The sequence below is a fragment of the Marinilactibacillus piezotolerans genome (assembly GCF_900114235.1).
Classification (GTDB): Bacteria; Bacillota; Bacilli; order Lactobacillales; family Carnobacteriaceae_A; genus Marinilactibacillus; species Marinilactibacillus piezotolerans.
This window is the reverse complement of the sequence record NZ_FOSJ01000007.1, coordinates 50730-74016: the sequence shown is the minus strand read 5'-3', so window position 1 is coordinate 74016 and position 23287 is coordinate 50730. Positions and strand designations below refer to the sequence as shown.

The 23287-nt window shown below is 34.9% G+C and carries 25 protein-coding genes; 16 read left to right on the top strand and 9 right to left on the bottom strand.

Annotated elements, in window-relative coordinates:
• Window positions 1-142 precede the first annotated feature (142 nt).
• Window positions 143-877 (bottom strand): NAD-dependent epimerase/dehydratase family protein, encoded by a 735-nt coding sequence (locus tag BM212_RS03125; RefSeq protein WP_091896232.1) that lies wholly within the window; start codon window positions 875-877, stop codon window positions 143-145.
• Window positions 878-990: 113 nt separating this feature from the next.
• Window positions 991-1185 (bottom strand): CsbD family protein, encoded by a 195-nt coding sequence (locus tag BM212_RS03120; protein ID WP_072694072.1) that lies wholly within the window; start codon window positions 1183-1185, stop codon window positions 991-993.
• A 192-nt stretch (window positions 1186-1377) separates the two neighbouring features.
• Between BM212_RS03120 and tsaB the strand changes: the two genes are divergently transcribed.
• From tsaB to tsaD, 4 genes are read left to right on the top strand one after another with little or no spacing between them, the layout of a single operon-like run.
• A complete protein-coding gene (gene tsaB, locus BM212_RS03115) occupies window positions 1378-2103 on the top strand; it encodes a tRNA (adenosine(37)-N6)-threonylcarbamoyltransferase complex dimerization subunit type 1 TsaB (RefSeq protein ID WP_091896229.1) in 726 nt (241 codons plus the stop codon).
• Window positions 2090-2662, top strand: coding sequence for a ribosomal protein S18-alanine N-acetyltransferase (gene rimI / locus BM212_RS03110; RefSeq protein WP_091896226.1), 573 nt, complete (start codon window positions 2090-2092; stop codon window positions 2660-2662). Before tsaB ends, rimI (BM212_RS03110) begins: the two co-directional genes overlap by 14 nt.
• A 26-nt stretch (window positions 2663-2688) precedes the next feature.
• Complete coding sequence (gene rimI, locus BM212_RS03105; RefSeq protein ID WP_091896223.1) at window positions 2689-3183, top strand: ribosomal protein S18-alanine N-acetyltransferase; 495 nt, start codon at window positions 2689-2691, stop codon at window positions 3181-3183.
• A 13-nt stretch (window positions 3184-3196) separates the two neighbouring features.
• Window positions 3197-4207: a tRNA (adenosine(37)-N6)-threonylcarbamoyltransferase complex transferase subunit TsaD gene (tsaD, locus tag BM212_RS03100; RefSeq protein ID WP_091896220.1), complete on the top strand. Its 1011-nt coding sequence runs from the start codon at window positions 3197-3199 to the stop codon at window positions 4205-4207.
• Window positions 4208-4266: 59 nt separating this feature from the next.
• Here the strand turns inward: tsaD and BM212_RS03095 are convergent, their stop codons facing one another.
• The gene (locus BM212_RS03095; protein ID WP_072694079.1) at window positions 4267-4728 is read right to left on the bottom strand and encodes an Lrp/AsnC family transcriptional regulator; all 462 of its coding nucleotides are present in this window, start codon (window positions 4726-4728) and stop codon (window positions 4267-4269) included.
• 299 nt (window positions 4729-5027) lie between these two features.
• On the bottom strand, window positions 5028-6989 hold the full coding sequence (locus tag BM212_RS03090) for an ABC-F family ATP-binding cassette domain-containing protein (RefSeq protein WP_091896219.1): 1962 nt from the start codon (window positions 6987-6989) through the stop codon (window positions 5028-5030).
• Window positions 6990-7401: 412 nt separating this feature from the next.
• Here BM212_RS03090 and BM212_RS03085 point away from each other — a divergent pair, with 412 nt between their 5' ends.
• Window positions 7402-8094: a redox-sensing transcriptional repressor Rex gene (locus BM212_RS03085; protein WP_072694082.1), complete on the top strand. Its 693-nt coding sequence runs from the start codon at window positions 7402-7404 to the stop codon at window positions 8092-8094.
• A 68-nt stretch (window positions 8095-8162) separates the two neighbouring features.
• Here the strand turns inward: BM212_RS03085 and BM212_RS12985 are convergent, their stop codons facing one another.
• Together BM212_RS12985 and BM212_RS03075 are read right to left on the bottom strand one after the other, a co-directional pair.
• Window positions 8163-8321 (bottom strand): DUF4305 domain-containing protein, encoded by a 159-nt coding sequence (locus BM212_RS12985; protein ID WP_425434166.1) that lies wholly within the window; start codon window positions 8319-8321, stop codon window positions 8163-8165.
• Window positions 8322-8394: 73 nt separating this feature from the next.
• On the bottom strand, window positions 8395-9054 hold the full coding sequence (locus BM212_RS03075) for a CPBP family intramembrane glutamic endopeptidase (protein ID WP_177206288.1): 660 nt from the start codon (window positions 9052-9054) through the stop codon (window positions 8395-8397).
• A 230-nt stretch (window positions 9055-9284) separates the two neighbouring features.
• Between BM212_RS03075 and groES the strand changes: the two genes are divergently transcribed.
• The 3 genes from groES to BM212_RS03060 all read left to right on the top strand — a co-directional run bounded on the left by groES (window position 9285) and on the right by BM212_RS03060 (window position 12588).
• Window positions 9285-9569 carry a co-chaperone GroES gene (gene groES / locus BM212_RS03070; protein ID WP_091896215.1) on the top strand — a complete coding sequence of 95 codons (285 nt, stop codon included), beginning with the start codon at window positions 9285-9287 and terminating at the stop codon, window positions 9567-9569.
• Between the two features lie 77 nt (window positions 9570-9646).
• The gene (gene groL / locus BM212_RS03065; RefSeq protein ID WP_091896213.1) at window positions 9647-11269 is read left to right on the top strand and encodes a chaperonin GroEL; all 1623 of its coding nucleotides are present in this window, start codon (window positions 9647-9649) and stop codon (window positions 11267-11269) included.
• Window positions 11270-11673: 404 nt separating this feature from the next.
• A complete protein-coding gene (locus tag BM212_RS03060) occupies window positions 11674-12588 on the top strand; it encodes a ketopantoate reductase family protein (protein ID WP_072694089.1) in 915 nt (304 codons plus the stop codon).
• Window positions 12589-12644: 56 nt separating this feature from the next.
• Here BM212_RS03060 and BM212_RS03055 read toward each other — a convergent pair whose 3' ends face one another.
• Window positions 12645-12971 carry a PTS sugar transporter subunit IIA gene (locus BM212_RS03055; protein WP_072694090.1) on the bottom strand — a complete coding sequence of 109 codons (327 nt, stop codon included), beginning with the start codon at window positions 12969-12971 and terminating at the stop codon, window positions 12645-12647.
• Between the two features lie 49 nt (window positions 12972-13020).
• Window positions 13021-13338, bottom strand: a complete 318-nt coding sequence (locus BM212_RS03050) for a PTS sugar transporter subunit IIB (protein WP_072694091.1) — start codon at window positions 13336-13338, stop codon at window positions 13021-13023.
• A 403-nt stretch (window positions 13339-13741) separates the two neighbouring features.
• Here BM212_RS03050 and BM212_RS03045 point away from each other — a divergent pair, with 403 nt between their 5' ends.
• Entirely contained in the window at window positions 13742-14536 is a 795-nt protein-coding gene (locus BM212_RS03045) for a carbon-nitrogen family hydrolase (protein ID WP_072694092.1), read from the top strand.
• 120 nt (window positions 14537-14656) lie between these two features.
• Here BM212_RS03045 and BM212_RS03040 read toward each other — a convergent pair whose 3' ends face one another.
• A complete protein-coding gene (locus BM212_RS03040; protein WP_091896211.1) occupies window positions 14657-15328 on the bottom strand; it encodes a CAP domain-containing protein in 672 nt (223 codons plus the stop codon).
• 242 nt (window positions 15329-15570) lie between these two features.
• On the opposite strand from BM212_RS03040, the gene BM212_RS03035 reads away from it, so the two are divergent.
• The 7 genes from BM212_RS03035 to BM212_RS03005 all read left to right on the top strand — a co-directional run bounded on the left by BM212_RS03035 (window position 15571) and on the right by BM212_RS03005 (window position 23213).
• The gene (locus BM212_RS03035; protein WP_072694094.1) at window positions 15571-16968 is read left to right on the top strand and encodes an MATE family efflux transporter; all 1398 of its coding nucleotides are present in this window, start codon (window positions 15571-15573) and stop codon (window positions 16966-16968) included.
• Between the two features lie 165 nt (window positions 16969-17133).
• A complete protein-coding gene (locus tag BM212_RS03030; RefSeq protein ID WP_072694095.1) occupies window positions 17134-17760 on the top strand; it encodes a glycosyltransferase family 32 protein in 627 nt (208 codons plus the stop codon).
• Window positions 17761-17981: 221 nt separating this feature from the next.
• Window positions 17982-19610, top strand: a complete 1629-nt coding sequence (locus BM212_RS03025) for an amidohydrolase (protein WP_072694096.1) — start codon at window positions 17982-17984, stop codon at window positions 19608-19610.
• Window positions 19591-20490, top strand: coding sequence for a YitT family protein (locus BM212_RS03020; RefSeq protein WP_072694097.1), 900 nt, complete (start codon window positions 19591-19593; stop codon window positions 20488-20490). Before BM212_RS03025 ends, BM212_RS03020 begins: the two co-directional genes overlap by 20 nt.
• Window positions 20491-20527: 37 nt before the next feature.
• Window positions 20528-21187, top strand: a complete 660-nt coding sequence (locus tag BM212_RS03015) for an ABC transporter ATP-binding protein (protein ID WP_072694098.1) — start codon at window positions 20528-20530, stop codon at window positions 21185-21187.
• A complete protein-coding gene (locus BM212_RS03010) occupies window positions 21177-21941 on the top strand; it encodes an ABC transporter permease (RefSeq protein ID WP_072694099.1) in 765 nt (254 codons plus the stop codon). The genes BM212_RS03015 and BM212_RS03010 overlap by 11 nt, the downstream gene beginning before the upstream one ends.
• A gap of 444 nt (window positions 21942-22385) precedes the next feature.
• The gene (locus BM212_RS03005) at window positions 22386-23213 is read left to right on the top strand and encodes a 3D domain-containing protein (protein WP_072694100.1); all 828 of its coding nucleotides are present in this window, start codon (window positions 22386-22388) and stop codon (window positions 23211-23213) included.
• Window positions 23214-23287: the final 74 nt, after the last annotated feature.

The window sequence follows — 23287 nt, the reverse complement described above, 5'->3', positions numbered from 1 at the left end:
CTACGAAAATATAATAAAAGAAAGAAAAAATAGAATCATTCAGTAAGTAGAACCCCTGAGAGAATTGTATTCTACAATTTTCTCAGGGGTTCTCTATATTTAAAGACTTTCAGAGACTTTTGTCCCAGCCTCTTTTCTGATATTATTCATCAAAAGCATTATCCTGCGGCTGGTAGCCTAATTTTATGCGAGCTTGATCGATATCCAGTCTTGGAAACGAGTTGTTTGAAATACCATTTACCAACAAGTAAGGTTCTTCCAGTTCCGCTTTTAAGCAACAGTCGATTAAATGGTTCATATCTCTGTAAGAGAAAAATTTACCACGTGAATAAAAATCAGCTTCGGGATCAACACCCTCTCCAGGTGATTTATAATCCCCGATACGAATTCCAATAGATTCAATTCCTTTTTTATAAGCATAGTAACTAGCCAATCCTTCTAAAAAGACCTTGGAAACACCATATAGATCATCTGGTCGCGCTGGCTCCAATGTTTTGACTTGGACATTATCTGGATAAGCATCACTAGCATGAATAGAGCTGGCAAAGATAATCCGTTTAACGCTATCTGATTTATCTGCTTCCATATAGAGGTTCTGTGGTAATTTATAATTTAAATCTAGTAATCCTTCATAAAATTCAGCACCTGCATCTGGGTTGCCGGCTAATTGGATTACATAATCCACATCCTTGAGGACATTTTCCCATTCTTCTAACTTGGAAAGATCCTTTTCTATAATTGTAGAACCTTCTTTTAATTCTTCAGGAAAGTCTGAAAAATCAATATCTGCAAGAACAAGTTCGTAATCTGATTGTAAATGTTTTACTAGATTAGTTCCAATCGTGCCTGTAGCACCGGTAATTAAAAGTTTGTCCATGAGTTTCCTCCGAGTAAAATTTTTAAACGTAATTTTTTAACAATACTGTCCACCTTTTAACAGGAAATCCCTGAAAAGGTGGACAGTATTGTTAATGGTCATATTTATGAATCTTAACGGTGCTCATCTTTGTCTTCGGTAGCTTTCCCGTAACTTTCTTCAGCTTTCCCTTTAACCTTTTGGGTTTTTCCTTCGACTTGTTTGCTTTTATCGTCAGCGATTTTCCCATACTGGTCTTTAGCTTCACCGACTGCTTTATCTTTCATACCGTTTAATTTGTTTTTCATGCTATCATTTTTGTCTGTCATTTTAATTTCTCCTTTCAGATTTTGAAATAGTGAACGCAATGGCTTACAAAACTTTAGACTATATGCAAAGTTTAGGCTGGTGCTTAATAAATTGCAAAGAATATGCTCATTGATGGTTGCTGATCAGTTCCTAGGGAGGCGTAAATATGCTAAACTATAAGAAAGAAAAGTAATGTAGCAAGGAGACCTGACATGCGTATTTTAGCAATGGATACATCAAATCAGTCAATGAGTGTAGCAGTCATTGAAAATAAACAGATTTTGGCAGAAAAAACAACTAACGTAAAACGAAATCACAGTATTCAATTGATGCCGACAATTGAATATGTCATAAAAGACGCTAATTTAACAATAGATGATATTGACAGGATAGCTGTAGCAAAAGGTCCAGGGTCGTATACTGGTGTTAGAATCGCAGTAACAGTAGCTAAAACCCTTGCATGGACAAAAGGAATAGAATTAGTAGGAATTTCAAGTTTGAAGGTTATGGCTGGTAATGCTCAACAGCTTAAAGGCTCATTAATTGTTCCAATTATGGACGCAAGAAGAGGTAATGTTTATACTGGTCTTTATACTTATCAAAATGAAGAACTGATTGAACTTGAAAGGGATAAACATATCTCTGCAGAAGAGTGGGCTAAAGAACTAGCATCTAAACATAAAACAGTTCAAATGATTGGGACTGATCTGGAGAAACATTTGCCCCTTTTTAAACATTGTCTAAAAGAAAATCTGATTTTATTACCAAGCTATCAGCAATTACCAAGAGCTAGTGTGCTTGCAATGTTAGGAGCGCAAGCAGAAACAATTGATATCCATACTTTTGTTCCAGAATACGCAAAATTAACAGAAGCAGAAGAAAACTGGAAAGAGGCAAATCCTGATGATCTAGGAGGTAGCTTAGTTGAAAAATATTAAACAATGGTTAGCTGATAAACTACCGAAACATACACATACTTTTCCATTGCCTATAGCAGACCGTGTAGAATTGAAACACAATTTTTTTGCACTGAATGATCAGGATTTTTTTAATGTTCAAATTGCTACGGAAGACGATATTGAAGCCATTATATCTATTGAAAAACTTTGTTATAGTGGTCAGACACCGTGGAATCGGTCAGCGCTTCTACATGAGATTCGATATAATAAAAATGCTTTTTATATCGTAGTAACAGATGATCAGACACCAGTAGCATTTTTAGGAACATGGTTTGTTTCAGAGGAAGCACACATTACAAATATTGCCACCGTACCAGCATATGAAAGCAAAGGGATTGCTACTTTTTTGATTAATGAACTTAAAAGAATTGCGTTAGCAGAAGAAATAAAGATAATAAGTCTAGAAGTTCGTGTTTCAAATCAGCGAGCCCAAAGCCTCTACAGGAAAATGGAGTTTGAAAATGGTAGAATCAAAAAAGGATATTATATTAATGATCACGAAGATGCTCTAGAGATGGCTATGATGTTAGGAAAGTAGTATTTTAGAAAATAAGGAGTGACGTTATGAAAAATTATAATCCTGTAGACATAACGTATCGTTTATTAGAAACTCAGGAAGAAGTTTCACAACGACTATATGATTTATCAAACGAAAGCTTTGAACATGGATCACCGTGGACAGTAAAACAATTTCAAGAAACAATCGATTTACCTAATCTGTTTTATCTGATCGCTGAAGATAATGGAAAAGTGGTTGGTTTTCTTGGAGGGTCTATGATAACTTTTCCTGCTGGAGATTTAATTGAATCGGAAGCAGAAGTTTATAATCTTGTGGTAGGAAATGATTATAAGCGCAGGGGCATTGCAATGAAAATGATTGAAGAAGCAAAAAGAGTAATGAGGATGCGAAAAGTCACGGAGCTGTTTTTAGAGGTTCGCGTATCTAATAAACCAGCTATTTTACTTTATAAAAAATCAGGTTTCCAACCGGTTGGTGTTCGTTCAAACTATTATTCTAATCCTAGAGAAGATGCAATTGTATTGAAATGTGTATTATGAAGGAGTGAATAAAATGAAGTTAAAAAGAGTATTAGCAATTGAAACAAGTTGTGACGAAACTAGTGCAGCTGTTATAGAAAACGGAACAGAACAGCTATCTAATGTAGTTGCTTCTCAAATAAAAAGTCATCAGCGATTTGGAGGTGTCGTACCTGAAGTTGCCAGTAGACATCACGTAGAACAAATGACATTAGTAATGGAAGCAGCTCTTTTAGAAGCAGGGACTTCTTATGATGAATTGGATGCAATAGCTGTAACGGAAGGTCCTGGTCTAGTGGGAGCCCTTTTAATAGGGGTGAATGCAGCTAAAGCTGTAGCATACGCCCACAATCTCCCATTGATTCCAGTTAATCACATTATCGGACATATCTACGCTAACCAACTGGTTCAACCACTTCGTTTTCCGCTTTTATCTCTTGTCGTAAGTGGTGGCCATACTGAATTAGTCTATATGAAACAAGCTGGACAGTATGAAGTGATCGGCGAAACTAGAGATGATGCAGCCGGAGAAGCTTATGATAAAGTTGGAAGAGTATTGGGTGTTCCTTATCCAGGTGGAAAACATATTGATGAAATGGCTCATCATGGCAACGATACCTTTCATTTTCCTAGAGCGATGATGCAGGATGATACAAATGATTTTAGTTTCAGTGGTCTGAAGAGTTCATTTATCAATACAGTGCATAATGCACAACAAAAAGGAGAAGTGCTTGATAAAAATGATTTAGCTGCAAGTTTTCAGGCTGCGGTTGTTGAAGTGCTGGTTAACAAAACGATTCGATGTGCAAAAGAAAGAAAAGTAAAACAAATCGTTTTAGCAGGGGGAGTAGCAGCGAACAAGGGGCTGCGAGAAGCACTCACTGCAGCCACTTCAGAAGAATTAACTGAAGTAGAGTTGATTATCCCACCATTATCTTTATGTGGGGATAATGCAGCAATGATAGGTGCTGCTGCTTTTACAGAGTCTATTGAACCGGACCAGTTAGATTTGACTTTAAATGCGAAGCCCGGACTATCATTATAAAAAGCAACGCTATTTCTATATTCTCTGGTAAGAGGATAGAAATAACGTTGCTTTTTACTTTACTTTGAATTTTCTGCGTCTTCAGATGCAATAAGCTGAACACCTCTAGCAGGTACCGGTGTAGAAAAAACGATTTGAGTAGATGTTTTTCCGAACTGCTGTAAATTATTAATAAAATCATCCAGCTCTGTTGTAGTAGGATAAGCTGCCTTGATCAACATTGAAAACTCTCCTGTAACACAATTACACTCTAGTACATTGGTACAATTTTCAATGTAAGGATAAAAATCTTCTTTTTGATTAGGACTTAAATCTAAATGAATAAAGGCTTGAATATGATAGCCCATCTTCTTTAGATCTGGCGCAGCAATATAACGTCCTAAAATTCCTTCATTTTCTAAACGATGAATACGAGCAGAGACGGCTGGAGAAGAAAGATAAGTTTCACCAGCGATTTCTTTTAGAGATGCCCGACTGTTTTTCTGTAAAATTTCAACGATTTTTTTATCCATTTGATCCATCTAAAAACGAACTCCTTTTTAACAATAAAAGAATAATTGCGGGTAATACTACAGTTTTACTAATTAAGTTTGCTTTCTGTTGAATAAGAATCTTAGCAACAATGTGATTCAATTATACCTTACATAGCCTAAAATGCAACAGAATAAAATAAGTATACCAATGTTTTGAAAATAAATTAGAACACTTAAATTAAAGCCTTAAACCGTAAAATTATAGATTATTCTAACTATACCTATAAAGAAATTAAATATCAAAATCAATAGTATATTAAACATTACTCCAATTTTGAGAGGAATAATTAGTCTTTTTCATATGTTTCAAGTTCTAAGTTTAGATTTTCCCATTCTTCGAGGAGTAAATCCTGTTCTGCCTGTAAGTTGTCATGTTTTTCACTTAGCGCTACCGCTTCTACAGGTTGATCGTAGACAGACGGATCACTAAGTTTTATCTGGATAGAATCTAATTCAGCTTCACTTTTTTGCATACGCTCTTCAAGATCTGCTATAGATCTATTCAAACGGCGAATTTCGCGTTGACGAATCTTTTGCTGTGCACGATTCATTCCTTGATCCTGCGGAAGACTAATTTCCTCAGTAGTGGTATTATCTTGAGTTTCTTCTTCAGTTTTTAGTCGAGCTAATTCCTCAAGTTCTTCTTTCTTTTGAAGATAGTAGTCGTAATCTCCTAGATATAAAGATAAACCATCAGTAGAGATTTCGATTACTTTTGTTGCCATTCGATTAATAAAATAGCGGTCATGTGAGACGAATAAAAGTGTTCCTTCGAAATCGATCAGAGCATTTTCAAGCACTTCTTTTGAATCAATGTCCAAATGGTTAGTGGGCTCATCTAGGATCAAGAAGTTGTTTTTTTCCATAGCTAATTTTGCCAGTGCAACTCGAGCTTTTTCACCGCCGCTTAAAGCAGTAATTGATTTTTCGACATCATCACCAGAAAACAAAAAACTGCCAAGTAAAGTGCGAATAGATTGTTCTGGTATGGAAGGATGTTCGTCCCATAGCTCATTTAACACGGTTTTATTGGAATGAAGTAAGCTTTGTTCTTGATCATAATAACCAAGATCCACTTTTGTACCTAGCTGAATTGTTCCAGACAGTTTGGGCAACTGTCCTACTATGGTTTTAAGCAAAGTTGTTTTTCCTACTCCGTTCGGTCCAACCAGTGCAATGGCATCTGTTTTACGGATGTCCATATCAATGTGGCTGGCTAAAGGATGGCTATAACCAATTGCCAGATCTTCTGTTTGTAAGACAACTCCACCAGATTCTCGCTCAGTATGAAAACTGAAATGGGCAGACTTTTCATCACCTTGAGGTTTGTCTATTTTATCCATCTTATCCAACATTTTTCTACGTGACTGAGCTCTTTTAGTTGTTGAGGCACGAACTAAGTTCCGATTGATGAAATCTTCTGTTTTCTCTATTTCTTTTTGTTGTTTTTCATATTCTTTCCACATTTTCTGGATCAGTTCAGCTTTAAGTTTGAGATAGTTAGAATAATTTCCAGTAAAATGCTGGACTTTCTTATTACTTACTTCATAAACTTCGTTGATAACTTTATCTAAAAAATAACGGTCATGGGAAACAATCAGCAAAGCTCCCGTATAATTCTGCAAGTATTTTTCTAACCAGGATAAGGTTTCGATATCCAAATGGTTGGTGGGTTCATCTAAAATAAGCAGATCCTTCTTTTCTAGCAGTAGTCTCGCTAAAGCTAATCTCGTTTTTTGTCCTCCAGATAACTGGGAAACGGGAGTTGAAAAGTCGGATTCGTAAAAGCGAAAGCCATGAAGAACAGAGCGTATCTCACTTTCGTAGCCATATCCATTCAATTGTTTAAATGACTCTTGAAGCGAGTCATATTTTTTTAGCAATTCCTGATAGTATTCTTTATCTGATAATAAATCAGGAGAGCTCATTTGATACTCAATTTCTCTCATTTCTTTTTCTATCTGGATAACAGGTTCAAATATGGCTAGCATTTCTTCCCATATCGTTTTATTGGATTCTAAACCAGTATGTTGATCTAAAAACCCTAAGGTTATATCTTTCTTTTTATTGACTCTTCCAGCATCTGGTTCTTCCTGTCCGGAAATAATGTGCAGTAAGGTAGATTTTCCAGCACCATTTCGTCCCACTAAGCCAACTCTAGCATTATCTTTGATTTCCAATGTGACATCATCAAATAGTGCCTCAGCACCGAAATGACGAGCTATTTTTTGAGTTTGCAAAAGTATCATTTTATATTCCTCATTTTTAAAATTTGTACGTTAAACAGTTAAATTTCCTCAAATATCTTGTCTTATAAGTTTAGCATATTCCATGACTGATAAACAGAACAGTCGATGATGGATCATAATAACTGCTTAAAAAAATGATGAAATTTCGATAGATGTAATTGCTTTTTATAAGATGAATTCTATCGATTTTTTCACAAGCTGATATGATCATATATGATAATATTCTCATAGGTAATATAGAATCCCTTATTTTATAGTCATATTAACTTCCAATTTATAAATTCCGTGCTATAATAGTTAGTGAAATACTATAGGAATTTGTGAAATGAAAGTTAAAAATATTAGATGAGGTATATTACTTTTAGTTTAATGGGAAGTTTTATATTGAATTATAATTTGAAGGAGAAAAAGTATGGTAGAAAAGAAAATTCCAAAAGCTACTGCAAGGAGATTACCCCTTTATTATCGTTATTTACGCTTTCTCCATGAAGCAGGAAAAAATCGTGTTTCTTCTGCAAAGCTTAGTGAAGCAGTAAAAGTTGACAGTGCAACAATTAGACGAGATTTTTCGTACTTTGGTGCATTAGGAAAACGTGGATATGGATATGATGTTGAAGCATTGATGAACTTTTTCAGTAAAACATTGAACCAGGATCGATTGACGAATGTTGCCTTGATCGGTGTAGGAAATCTAGGACAAGCTCTCTTGAATTATAATTTCAGAAGAAACAATAATACCCGTATCAGTGCAGGATTTGATATCAATGAGAAATTGATTGGAACCATTCACCAAGGTGTTCCCATTTATCATATAGATGAAATGGTAGAACAGTTGGATCTGCAGCAAATTGATGTTGCGATTTTGACTGTTCCTTCGGAAATTGCGCAGGAAATGGCGAACAAACTTGTCGAAGGTGGCGTTAAAGGAATTATGAACTTTACACCTATTCGAGTGAATGTTCCTGACAGTGTGCGTGTACACAATGTTGACTTGACTAATGAATTACAAACGTTGATTTATTTCATCAATTATTATCAAGAATTAGATGATGAGGAAGAAGTAATCATTGATGAAGAAACTGGAGAGATATTTGTAGAAGATTAAGTAATACAGGAAAATAAAAGCAGTTACCTTGTTTGATTGAATTAATCAACGGGTAGCTGCTTTTTTGATTATTTATTTCGGTTTTTCCTGATTTTAAAATATGAATCTGCTAGACGAGTTCCCTGAACAAAGTCTTTGGTAGCCAGAAAGGCAAACAACAACGGGAATATACCCCATCCTTCCAATCCGACAATATCAATGACGAAGTAAAGTAATATAAAGCACATTACGTACTTAAAAAATATATAGCTTAGAATTTGTTTTTCGGTCATTTAAAAATCCTTTCATACAATGAGTTCTTTAGTTATTTATAATCAGATTTCCGACTACGGCAACTGTATTCATAAGACAATGGGCGATAATGGGTGTCCAAATATTTTTTGTCTTGAAATACAACCAAGAAAAAACAAGTCCCATAGTAGAATAAACTAAAATTCTTCCATCAAAGTGAATGACTGCAAACATGAGCGAGCTGACAACAGCTGCACCTATTCCGCCGATTTTCTCTAAACCCATACCAAATATTGCTTTACGGAAGACAAATTCTTCCATAATAGGTCCGGCTATAGAAGAGAGTAGAAGAAAGTAAGGATACTGCTTGATGATTGCAATAATATTTTGAGTGTTTTGTGAGTCTTGAGATGCACCAAGGAAATTGATTTCAATCATTGTAGCAATAAATTGCGCAAAGAGCGCAATAATTAATCCGAGAAATCCCCATAAGATAATTTCAGGAATATTTGATCTAAAGGGTTTTTCAAAAGAAAATGTAAAATCTTTTTTCTGGTTGAGATAAATCATTCCGACTGCACCAAGAGTAAAGAAAATCAGGTTAGACCAGATTACCCCATCTGTACGAATACTTTCAGGTAGAAATTGAGCGGTTAGTACGGTTGCCAACTGAACGAATATATACAGCAGTATGATTTGGAGAGCTGTTTTTTTATGTGATTGTTCCAATAGATTCATCCTCATTTTCTAAAGATAATAAAGTCGTTTTTGACATTACTAGTAACTTAACATAAATTTTGTCAGTATTCCAGATATGATTTTAATCAATTTTTTAACTTCAAAAGGGTTGCAAGAAAACTCAGTTTTGAATATACTAAGTATTGGAGTTAGCACTCGGACACATCGAGTGCTAACACGAATACAAACTCAACTATAAAATTATATGGAGGGATAACACCATGTTAAAACCTTTAGGAAATCGTGTTCTTCTGGAAGTAATCAAAGAAGAAGAAAAAACTGTCAGTGGACTTGTTTTACCGGAGTCAGCAAAAGAAAAGCCGCAAACAGCTAAAGTAGTCGCTGTGGGTAGTGGGAAAATTTTAGATGACGGGAAACGTGCCGATATGGACGTTGCAGTTGGAGATAAAGTGATTTTCGAGAAATATGCTGGATCAGAAGTTAAATATGAAGGCAATGAATATTTAGTTCTTAAAGATTCAGATATCATTGCTGTTGTAGAATAATTTTTATGAAGTTGTATTTTATTCGTGTCAAATCATAAAATTGAAAGTTTGAAAAATTTAATTAAGAGGTGGAAATAATGGCTAAAGATATTAAATTTTCTGAAGATGCACGTGCAGCAATGCTACGTGGAGTAGACAAATTGGCAAACACAGTAAAAGTAACATTAGGTCCCAAAGGAAGAAACGTTATTTTAGATAAATCTTTTGGTGCTCCTCAAATTACTAACGATGGTGTGACGATTGCAAAAGAGATCGAACTGGAAGATCAGTTTGAAAATATGGGTGCTCAGTTAGTTGCTGAAGTTGCAAGCAAAACAAATGATATCGCTGGAGATGGAACAACCACTGCAACGGTGCTAGCACAAGCAATCGTTAATGAAGGAATGAAAAACGTTACAGCTGGTGCCAATCCAGTTGGTATCCGCCGTGGAATTGAAAAAGCCACTAAACGTGCAGTAGAAGCTTTACATGAAGTTTCTACTAAAGTAGAAGGAAAAGAATCAATCGCTCAAATTGCAGCAATCTCATCTGGAGATGAAGAGATCGGTCAACTATTAGCAGACGCTATGGAAAAAGTTGGTAGTGACGGTGTCATTACGATTGAAGAATCCCAAGGAATTGAAACCGAATTAGATGTTGTAGAAGGTATGCAATTTGATCGTGGATATCTGTCTCAATACATGGTGACGGATAATGAAAAAATGGAAGCAGATCTAGATAATCCTTATGTTTTGATCACAGACAAGAAAATTTCTTCTGTACAAGACATTCTTCCTGTTCTAGAAAACATCATGCAACAAAATCGTCCATTATTAATTATTGCGGATGATATTGAAGGTGAAGCACTACCAACATTAGTACTGAATAAAATAAGAGGAACATTAAACGTTGTCGCGGTTAAAGCACCTGGTTTTGGTGACCGTCGTAAAGGAATGCTTGAAGATATCGCAATTTTGACAAATGGTACTGTGATTACTGATGATCTAGGTCTAGACTTGAAAGATATGACCATTGATCAACTTGGTGTTGCCGGCAAAGCAGTTATTACTAAAGATGACACTACACTTGTAGAAGGAGCTGGGGACAAGGATAAAATCGAACAACGAGTCTCTATGTTACGTGCTCAGTCAGAAGAAACAAATTCTGAATTCGACCGCGAGAAGTTACAAGAACGTATTGCTAAACTTGCTGGTGGGGTTGCTGTCATTAAAGTTGGAGCAGCAACTGAAACAGAAATCAAAGAACGTAAATTACGTATTGAAGATGCTTTGAACGCAGCTCGTGCAGCAGTTGAAGAAGGTGTGATTGCTGGTGGTGGAACAGCTTATATTAACATTTTGAACAAGCTGGAAGAAATTGAAGCTACCGGCGATGAAGCAACTGGTGTTAAAATCGTAGTTCGTGCGTTAGAAGAACCTGTTCGTCAAATTGCATTCAATGCTGGACTTGATGGAAGTGTAATTGTTGAACGCTTGAAACATGTGGAACCAGGTATTGGATTTAACGCAGCTACAGGTGAAATGGTCAACATGGTAGAAGCAGGTATCATTGATCCTACTAAAGTAACGCGTTCTGCATTACAAAACGCTGCATCTGTTTCTGCATTACTCCTTACAACTGAAGCGGCAGTTGCCAATATTCCTGAACCAGAAGCTCCAGGAGCTGGAATGGATCCAAGCGCAATGGGCGGAATGATGTAAAAAATATTAGATAAAGGAAGCCACGTCGAATTTGATGTGGCTTTTTTGGATTATATTTTGATTTTATATGCGGTTTAAAATAATAAATTGTATCAAAAATAAGATAAAGTGATTTACAGGTATCTCATTAAAGAAATCGTTTGTGAGCAAGAAGAAAAAGTCAATTATGTCTAACTTGTGAGCAACGAGTGGTAGTGAGCAAGAAGAAAAAGTCGATTATGTCTAACTCGTGAGCAACAAATGGTAGTGAGCAAGAAGAGAAATCCGATTACATCTAACTCATCAATCATTTCGATCTTGAGCTACAAATTAAAACATGAAATAATACCCATGATTCATGAATATGGTAAGATAGGTTCTATGATAAATACATAAATGATAATCGAAAGAATGGTGAAGTAGAGATGACTAAACAAACAATCGCAATCGTTGGATTAGGTGCTTTAGGTATATTATATGGTCAGCACTTATCAGCTGCTTTGGGAAAAGAACGTGTACGAATTATTGTAAATGAAGAAAGAAAAAGACGGTATGAAAAAGAGGGAGTCACATTGAATGGAGAATACTGTGATTTCAATTATATTTTGGAAACAGAAAAAGGGAATCCAGCAGATTTAGTCATTGTCTGTACTAAGTCTCTAACACTAGATAGTGGCATGGAATCGATGAAGAATCAGGTTGGAGAACATACCACTATACTCTCATTAATCAATGGGATATCCAGCGAACAAATTTTAGGAGAGAGATTCGGACATGAAAAAGTAATTCCTACAGTTGCAATCGGAATGGATGCGACAAGAGAAGGACAAAATGTACGATCTAAAGTTAAGGGATGGCTGCAGATCGGAGTCGATGTACCAGAAAAAGAGCAACGACTGATGAGGGTAAAAGAACTATTTGATGAAGCCCAGTTTCCTTATACTATAGAAGAAGATATAATATTGAAAATCTGGCAGAAATTTATCATGAATGTAGGCGTGAACCAGGTTGTTATGGTCAATGAAACGACTTATAAAGGTATTCAAACTGGAGGAGACTATCATGAACAAGCTTGGGCAGCTATGGCAGAAGTTGTATTGATAGCCCAAGCAGAAGGGATTCCATTGAAAGAAGAACATATTCAAAGTGCATTTGATATCATCGATACAGTAGATCCGGAAGGAATGCCCTCCATGAGACAAGATGGGTTAGCTAAAAGACTGACTGAAGTAGAACTGTTTGCAGGGACGATTTTAGCTAAATCTAAAGAACATGGTATTCCAACCCCTGTCAATGAACTTTTGTATACAAAAGTAAAAGAAATGGAACAATTATTTTAATATAGTAAATAAACAAGACCCTGAGAAAAATCTCAGAGTCTTGATTTATAATTACATTAACGTGTTTTATATAATTCTACGATTTCAACGGCTAAATCTTTAAATGTAATAGCATTCATCAAATGATCTTGACCGTGAACCATTAATAGTGATAGTTCTACACTATCTCCGGAAGCTTCTCTTGTCAATAAACCCGTCTGTGAATGATGTGCACGTGTTAAGGCTTCATCAGCTAGTTTCAAACTTGCTTCAGCAGCTTCAAAATCACTTTCTTTTGCTGCTTGTATTGCCTCCATTGCATTACCTTTAGCGTCGCCACCATGCATGATCAATCCCATGATAGTTTGCAGCATTTCTTCTTGTTCTTCTGTTCTATCTGACATACTAAATTCCCTTCTTAAGTATATTTCTCAGCGAGAAGATTTTTATAATTTATTTACTTAATTCCAAAGCTTTGTCTAACACGCTTTTTCCATTCATCATACCGTAATCTCTCATATCGATTACTTCTACAGGAATACCTTTTCCTTCAACTTTTGTTTCCATTTGTTTTTTTAAGAATTTCACTTGAGGACCTAACATTAATACATCTACAGGTTTAGATTCTAAATAGCTGTCTGCTTCATTTGCTGAAACTGCGAAGATGTCTGTTTCTATTCCGTCTGCTTCAGCAGCTTTTTGCATTTTTGAAACAAGCATGCTGGTACTCATTCCAGCAGCACACACTAACATAATAGTTTTCGTTGACATAGTAATTTCCCCTTTTGAAACAAATTTAATACGTATACGACAGCTGAAGCCTTCTTTTTAAGTCCGTCGGTTTTCTGATTTTTAATAATTGAACGCGGTTACATTTTTTGTTCAAATAACAAATAATTCGAATAATCATCAGAGACGGCTTAAAAGACTGCAATGAAATCGTTTACTACTATATACTATTTATACACTAATTTCGATATAAATTCAATAGTTACCAATTAAAATGTTCTGGTACCGGTTATATTTTCATATCATAACTTTATCATATTTGCTAAATATAAAAATAATGATAAGCTAAATCTACAATTAAAAATATGATTTTATATTGTAGCAGGGTATCTTAGAAAGAAGTTTTTAACTAGTGATAAATAAAATCTGAGTAGAGGAGAACAAGATGAAAATTAGTGCAATTCAATTAGATTTAGCTTTTGATGATCCGCTTCAAAATGAAAAAAAAATAAAAAATGAAATTGAAAAGACAATGGAAAAATATCATCCAGATACAATCGTTTTACCCGAAATGTGGAATGTGTCTTTCTTTCCAGATAATATTCAGACCAATGCTGACAAAGATGGGAAACGGACTAAAGCATTTCTCAGTCATTTGAGTGAAAAGTATCGGGTGAATATAGTTGGTGGAACTGTGGCAACAGTTTATGAGGAAAAGTACTATAATACAAGCTATCAGTTTGATCGGGAAGGGAACCTAATCCACACTTATCATAAAGTACATTTATTTTCTCCCTCTGAAGAACATAATAAATTTACTGCAGGTAATCAGTTAGGGATTTTTGAGTTAGATGGAGTAAAGGTAGGGATAGCAACTTGTTACGATTTGAGATTTGTAGAATGGATAAGACTATTAGCATTATCGGAGATTGAGATATTATTTATCCCGGCAGCATGGCCAAATCCTCGAGTATCTCACTGGGAGACTTTATTAAAAGCAAGAGCAATTGAAAATCAGTTATTTGTGGTGGGAGTAAATAGTGTAGGAACAACAGACAAGCTCACTTTTTGTGGACATTCACTTATAGTAGATCCTGCTGGCGAAGTACTGGCTAGTTCCAACGATAATGAAACGATTTTAAATGCGACCTTAGATTTAGAGAAACGTAAAACCATTAAAGAACAGATCAATGTATTTGAGGACCGTCGACCTGAACTGTATAATCGTTACTCAGTGTAATTTCAGTCCTGCATATTTTCTGCTATATAAGAAGCATAAAAAAGGAATAACAGAAACAGCGAGTGCTCACATAATATAAGAGCACTCGCTGTTCTATAGTTTCTATAATTATTTTTCCTTTTACATAGGAGTTCCAAACATTTGGGTAGCGTATAAGAACTCGCCATCATAGTGAACGCCGATACCAATTTCTTCATAATCCGGACGAATCATGTTTTCGTAATGACCTTCACTTTCGACCCACCCGTTAAACAGCAGCTCGGCCATTTCTTTTTCGTCTAAATAATACGTTGCCATTCCTAAATTCTCTCCGACTACTCGGTAAGGATAAGCTAATCCATTTTCTTCAAATATAGTAAATGGATTCTTGCCGTTAGGACGAGTATGTGAGAAAGAAACTTCTGTTTCCTGAGCTCTAAGGTCTGCAGCTTTTTTCAGTATATTATTTTTTTTAAGACTGTTTAACCCCTGTTCTTCTCTTAAGTCATTTAATAAAATAAAAATACGTTCTTCAACTATTTGATAATCTACCTCAGATGATTCTGATTGGTAGGAAGAAGCTGACTGATCAGATTTTTCAATTGTACTTAACTGGTCACTAGAATCACTGATATCCAGTGATTTATCAGTTACTGTACTGAAGTTTGGCCATTCATTTGGAGAAGGAACAATATTGACAATGGTTTCTAACCAATCGCCAACGATAGTACCGTGTAGAATTCCAGTTGTTGCTAACCAGAAACCGAAAAGTATGGCCAGAAGTAAAGTAATTAATTTTCTAATAACTTTCATATATTATTCCAGCTCCTTTCTCTTTTCTCTAGAATATTGTATCAGAAAAACGGGAAAATACTAGAGTTTGATTTGTACTTCTTTATTAAGATAATAAATATTATAGCTAATATCGGAAATAATTTAATGAGAAAAAGGTACTTCTTTTATTCGCTTTATGATTTGGGTATAATAGTAAAGTTAACTAAAATATTAGGTAAGGTTAAAATAAATTTTCGATAAGTAGAATAGGTGTGTAGTCTATGAAAAAAATGAAATCAAATAAATTAGGAACAATGCCGATGAACCGACTTGTATTGAATTTATCACTACCTATGATGATTTCAATGCTGATTCAGTCTCTATATAACGTAGTAGACAGTATGTTCGTTGCACAAATCAGTGAAGAGGCACTGGCTGCATTATCTCTTGCTTATCCAGTCCAAATGCTGATGCTTGCGATACAAGTTGGCTCAGGAGTAGGGATGAATGCAGAACTTTCAAAAAGATTAGGTGAAGATAGAAGAGATTTAGCAAGTAAAACTGCCAATAATGGTGTCTTTTTAGGATTTGTTCATTATGCAGTTTTTCTGATATTAGGATTATTATTGATTCGTCCTTTCTTTCAAGCTCAAACAGATAATCCAGTTATTATTCAGTATGGAATAGAATACACAATGATTATAACAACTTTTTCTATTGGGAAATTCATGCAGTTTGTCTACGAACGTACGCTTCAGGCGACAGGTAGAACATTATACACGATGATTACTCAGGGAACAGGGGCGATTTTAAATATAGCATTGGATCCTATTTTGATTTTTGGATTATTTGGATTCCCTGCTATGGGTGTTTATGGAGCTGCGATCGCCACAGTGTTTGCACAAATTGTTTCAGCAATTATGGCGTTTACCTTCAATGCTAAATTTAATGATGATGTAGATATGAAATACAAAGGGTTCCGGCCGAACTGGACAGTTATCAAACGAATCTATTCTGTAGGGATACCATCTATGATCATGACTTCGATTACATCCTTAGTCACATTCTTATTAAATAATATTCTACTACAATTCACTTCAACTGCTACAGCTGTATATGGAGTTTATATTCGTCTACAAGGATTTGCTTTTATGCCGGTTTTTGGTTTGAACAATGGAATGATCCCTATTGTTTCATTTAACTATGGAGCAAGAAATAAAAAACGGATGATTCAGGCAATTAAAATTTGCCTCATCTATGCAATCAGTTTGATGTTAACAGGAACAATATTCTTTCAACTCTTTCCCACTCAGCTATTAGGTTTATTTAATGCTTCAGAAGAAATGACAGCGATTGGAGTATCTGCACTTAGAACAATTAGTATTAGTTTTATACTGGCAGGTTTCAGTATAATTATGGGAACGGTATTTCAAGCTTTAGGGAACGGCATGCTCAGTTTATGGGTAAACGTCATCAGACAATTGGTCGTGTTGATTCCAGCAGCTTATTTGTTATCACTCACTGGTAACGTCCATGCAGTATGGTGGGCAATCGTCATATCCGAGGCAGTCGCTGTTGTCTTTTCTGCTGTTGCTATGCGATACGTATACAAAAGAAAAATACAGCCAATGTCTGATCATATGGAGATCAGTCATGAACGTTTTGCAGAAGATGCTTAAACCAGATTGATGCTTATTTAATAACACAAATATAATCAATATGAAATAAAACTTCATTTCTTCAAGCCTTTTATTCGATTTTACAGGGATCTGTTTGTTACAATTAGATTAAAGTTTTCAAGAAAATTTCATGATAATTATCTAATTAACTAAGGAGAGAAAAATATGATACCTAAAATTATACATTATGCTTGGTTTGGTGGAAATGAACTAGGAGAACTAGAAAAAAAATGTTTGGCAAGCTGGAAAAAATATTGTCCAGACTGGGAAATTATGGTGTGGGACGAATCAAATTTCAAGCCGGAAGATCATGGGATTTATACAAAACAGGCTTACGATGAAAAGCAGTGGGCTTTTGTATCAGATGTAGCTAGATTATACGCTTTGAAAGAATATGGGGGCGTTTATGTAGATACAGATATGGAATTGATAAAACCAATCGATGATTTTAGAGATTTGCCAGCATTCTTCAGCTTTGAAATTGAAACAGAGATTTCAACTGGAATAATTGGAGCTGAACCGCACCATCCTTTTATTGAAGAATTATATAACGATTATGATGGACGTACATTTATACAAGAAGATGGGTCTCATGACCGCAAGACTAATGTCATTAGAATCACAGAAATTATGACAGAGCGCGGATTGAAACCCGACAATACTAAACAAGTAGTTGAAAACTGCCATATATTCCCTCTTGAGTATTTCTCTCCAAAAGATTATTGGACTAGAGAGATTGATGCAACAGATAACACTTATGGAATACATCAATTTACAGGTAGTTGGCTGTAAATTGAAATAAATTTTTTAAAACTAATTTCTGCCTGATTTATCAATCAGGTAGAAATTTTTTTATTTTCAGTCAAGAAAGGCGCTTTATTTCTTGTGATATTAATCTCAATTAAATGTGACTGGATTTTTGGGAAATAGATTGAGTATAGTTAATTTTAAAAACTGTATTCACAGCTCATTCTCGTGATACAATAGTAAGTGAATTTAGGAGGCGAAGTTGGTTGAAATTATATGTAAATGGAACAATCTACATTGAAAGAGAACAGTTTGCTACAACAATGTTAGTAGACAATGAGTACATAAGAGCTGTTGGAGGACGTGAACTGTATAACAAGTATAAAGATAAAGCAGAAGTAATTGATTTAAAAGGTGCTACAGTTATTCCTGGTTTGAATGACTCTCATCTTCACTTTCTTATGGCAGCAGAATATTTAGAAATGTTAAAATTAACTGATGTAACCTCTATGCAGGAATTAATTGAGCGTTCTAAAAATTATATCAAAGAAAAACAGTATACCGAAGAAGACTTTTTATATACGGAAGGTTGGAATCAGAATTACTTTACAGATATTCAGAAAATTCCCGATCGAACAGACTTGGATAAAATTTCTACTACAATCCCCGTCGCAATGGTGCGAGTCGACCGTCATATCATGAGTTTGAATTCAAAAGCTATTGAACAACTGAATATTACCAAGTTTTCTTTTCCGAAAAATGGTGGAGAAGTTAAAAAAGATGAAAATGGGGAACCTACAGGAGTCTTAACGGAAGGAGCTATTGATTTAGTACGACCATTTCTTCCAGAACCCAGCAGAGAGAAAAAGAAACAGTTATTGAAACAAGCAATGAAGTTGGCAAATAGTTTTGGCCTTACCTCCATGCACGTAAATGACGCAAAGGATAATAAAATTGAGGAAACTCTGTCTTTATATAAAGAGTTAGAGGCAGAAAAGAAATTGAGTCTGCGATTTTACCATCAAATCTGGTTCAACGACGATGCCTATATGCAGCCGTTCTTTGATAAAGGGTATAAACTTGGACAAGGTAGTCTCTATAATAAAATCGGGCCAGTTAAGTTATTTTCGGATGGTACATTGGGAGCAAGGACAGCAGCCCTTAGAAAAGCTTACTCAGATGATCCGGGAAACTATGGTGTTGAAACTAAAACTCAAGAGCAATTGAACCATGAAGTTCAGGTTGCAGTAGAGAATGATTTCCAAGTCATTATACATGGTATTGGAGATAAAGGTGTTGAGAGAATTCTGGATGCTTTTGATTATGCTTTAGCAGGTAAGCCGAATGATTTGCGTTTAGGTATTAATCATATTCAAATAACAGATAAAGACTTACTTGAGCGTGTGATTGATAAAGGGTATTTGACTTATGTACAGCCTATTTTCTTAAACGATGACATTCCTATCATATACGATAGAGTAGGAGAAATACGCGCTCAGAATTCTTATGCCTTTGAAACATTAAGAAAAGCAGGAGTACATCAATCGCTTAGTACAGATGCTCCTATAGTAACGTTTGATCCCTGGGCTAATTTATATTGTGCGATCACACGAAAGAGATTAGATGAAAAGTCAGCAAATGGATTTTTACCGGAAGAGTCAATGGATATTTATTCTGCAGTAGATGCTTATACTTATGAAAGTGCCTATGCAAGCTTTGAAGAAAATGTCAAAGGAAGAATCAAGTCTGGATACTTAGCGGATTTTGTTCTGTTAGATCGAAATATCTTTACCTGTGAACCAAGTGAGCTTAAAGAAGTGCAAGTTCTTTCTACAGTAGTAGGAGGTAAAGAAGTATTCAGAAAGGAGATCAATAATGAAATCAATTGCAAATAAAGAAACAGTTAAAAACATGATCTTGATCATTCTTGGTTCTTTTTTGTATGCCATTAGTGTGAATGTTTTTACTGTACCTAATGATTTAGCAGAGGGAGGATTAACTGGATTCTCTCTGATTCTATTTTACCTTACGAATATAGAGCCGTCTTATACCATTTTTATCTGTAATATCGTAATTATTGCAATTGGGTATAAGTTTTTAGATAAAAAAACGTTGAATTATACTCTAGTTGCTAATGGAATTATTTCAGTCTTACTTTTAGTTGTAACAAAATGGGAATTTATTCCTGAAACAACTCTGCTTGCGCCGATTGGTTCAGGTGTTTTTATGGGTGCGGGGATTGGTTTAATTATGCTAGGTCATGGAACCACTGCTGGAAGTGACATCTTAGCAAAAATAATGCAAAAATATCTTGGAATAAATATTCCTGCTTCATTATTATTAATTGATATTTTTATTGTGGTGCCTAGCGTATTTATTATAGGAACAGAGAATGTTTTTCTGACATTAGTCAATTTATTTATTCAGACTAAAATGATCGATTTTGTGCTTGAGGGATTAAATCCAAGAAAATCTTTCTTTATCATTTCAGAAAAATATGATGAAATCGCAAGACAGATTGAATTGCAGATCGGTCGTGGAATAACTATACTAGATGGCAGTGGTCATTATACTGGAAATAAAAAACAAATTTTGTATATTATTATCAGTCGACGCGAAGTGTTGCCAATTAAAAGAATTGTTGAAGCCATTGATCCCAATGCCTTTGTGACTATTTCAGATGTACAGGAAGTTACTGGAGAAGGATTTACCTATTTACCACAAGAAGAACAGGCTGAAAGAATAACAGAAGCCGAAGAACAAGGCTTACAGTAACTTACTAGAGCAAAGATCATGATATGGAGTGATAAAAATGGATACACCAATTATATCTTTAAAACAGATTAGTTTTAAGATTGCCCAAAAAACAATTTTAGAAGATATTACTTTGGATATACAAAAAGGAGAAGTTCTGACAATTACGGGCCCCTCTGGTAGCGGGAAAAGTACGTTGCTCAAACTTATCGGAAGCTTATTCAGTCCCACTGAGGGAGAAATTATTTATAAAGGAAAAGAATTAAAACAGATCGATCCGGAAGTGTATCGTAAAGAAGTTTCTTATTTTTTTCAGAATGCTTCTTTATTCGATCAAACCGTAAAAGATAATTTGACCTTTCCTTATTTTATAAGAGATAAGGAAGCTGATGAATCTTATATCAAATCATATTTAGAAAAAGTGAAGATACCAGAAGCCTATTATAATAAACCCGTTGCAGAATTATCTGGTGGAGAAAAGCAACGAGTGGCACTGGTTCGAAATCTATTGTTTCAACCAGAAGTGTTACTGTTAGACGAAGTTACGAGTTCTTTAGATGCGAATAACAAAGCAATTATTCATTCAGTAATTTCAGATTTAAACAAATCAAATCAAATTACAGTTGTAAAAATTACACATGATGAAACCGAACTTTCAGACTCAACTAGACTGTTGCATATTGTAGACGGCCGCTTGGAGGAAAATGATGGGAAATAATCTTGAAATCAATAATCTATCATTAATATTCTCAACAGGACTTTTAATGATTGCAATCTTTATAGACTACAAGCAGAAATTAGGGCTTGGAAATGAAATTTTTATAGCAGGATTGAGAGCAGTAATACAGCTTTTTATTATAGGATATGTTTTAAGTTATGTTTTCCAGCTAGACAATGTGCTGGTAACGCTAGCAATGGTATTATTTATTGTATTCAATGCTGCTTATAACGCTCATAAAAGAAGTGAAGGCATACCTGATTCGTTTAAAATCTCTATATTTTCTTTAGGTACAGGTACAGCAATTACTTTAGGGTTGTTAGTTTTTACTGGAGCTATTGAGTGGGTCCCTTCACAGATCGTACCTATAACGGGAATGATAGCTAGTAATGCTATGGTAGCAATGGGATTGACTTATCGTGCCCTTAATCAGAAATTCCAAGATCAGAGACAACAAGTATTAGAAAAATTAGCATTAGGAGCAAATGAAAAGCAAGCTTCAATGAGTATTATAAGAGAAAGTGTTAAAACAGGTATGACCCCTTCAATTGATAGTACAAAAACCGTAGGATTGGTTAGTTTACCGGGGATGATGTCAGGTCTAATTTTTGCGGGAGTAGAGCCTACAGAAGCAATTAGGTATCAGATTGTAGTAATGTTTATGCTTATCGCAGTTACTAGTATTTCTAGTGTGATTGCCAGTTTTCTGGCTTATAGACAATTTTATAATGACCAGAAGCAATTGATTCAATAAAAATTAAATAAAGTACAAGTGATAGGATCATAATTTAATATTACAGAGAAAAAACGTGAAAGCGAATTAATCAATTCAAAATAAAGGTTGAAATGTAAATACTATGACAATTAAACCAGTAGTTAAAGCATTAAAATACATTAAATGGTGTTTAAATGCATAATATGATGTATAAATCGAATATAGCTTCCTGGTTTTTACTAAAGAATCTTATTAGTAATGTTCTGCAACACAACTGTAAAAAAGTAAGTAGAATAATACAGTAATACTAAAAAGGCGTAACAACGGGCATATCACCCTTCCATTTTGTAGATAACGTGGTAAGATAACATCTGGTCGCAGATAGATTAGAATTTTTGTTAATCAATCTATTATACATTCAAACATATGCGACAGAATATCAATCATACGATATCGACTAAATGAAAAGGAGCACGACAACTTATGTCTACAGTGCAGAAATATTTAATCAAAGCAGGAGCAACAATTGCATTCGCAACAATGATTACTTTTGGAGCAACAAGTGAAGCAAATGCAGAAGAAATGTCTGCAGCAAATTGGGAACCAAGAACAGTGGCGGAAATCACATCCGAAATTGAGGAACAAAAAGCAGAACAAAGCAACGAAGACTCAGTAAGTTATACTTTCCAATGGGGAGATACACTTTGGGGTATTTCAGAAGCTACCGATTTATCAGTAGATAAATTAGCTAAGGTTAATGATATTGATAATCGAAGCATGATCCATGTTGGAACAACAATTTATTTAAGTGGAGATTCTTCAATTATTTCTGTTGAGAACAACGATGAAGTTGTTAGTTATGATGTCTCTGAAGAAGAAGTAGTAGAAACTGAAACACCGGATGAAGTAGAAGAGTCAGTTAAAGAAGAAGTAGTTGAAGAAGAAAGTGAAGCAACTACAGAAGCTACTCAAGAAAAAGAAGTAAACACTTCTTCATCTGAATCTGAAGCAACTGCACCAGTTGCTGGTAGAACGATTACTGTAGAAGCAACTGCATATTCAAGAAATCAATCTAATCTTGGAAATATCACTTATTCAGGTATTGATTTAAGAGAAAATCCAAATGTGATTGCTGTTGATCCAAGTGTTATACCATTAGGTTCTACAGTTTATATTCCAGGATATGGAGAATTTGTTGCTGGAGATACTGGTAGTGCAATTAATGGGAACCGCATTGATATTCACATGACAGATCTTCAACAAGCACTACAATTTGGACGTCGCTCAATAGAAGTACAAATTTTAAATTAATTTTAATATGAGATATGAAAAAGTCAAAGTGCCTGTTCAAGCACTTTGACTTTTTATTTACCTTGTTTAGTTAG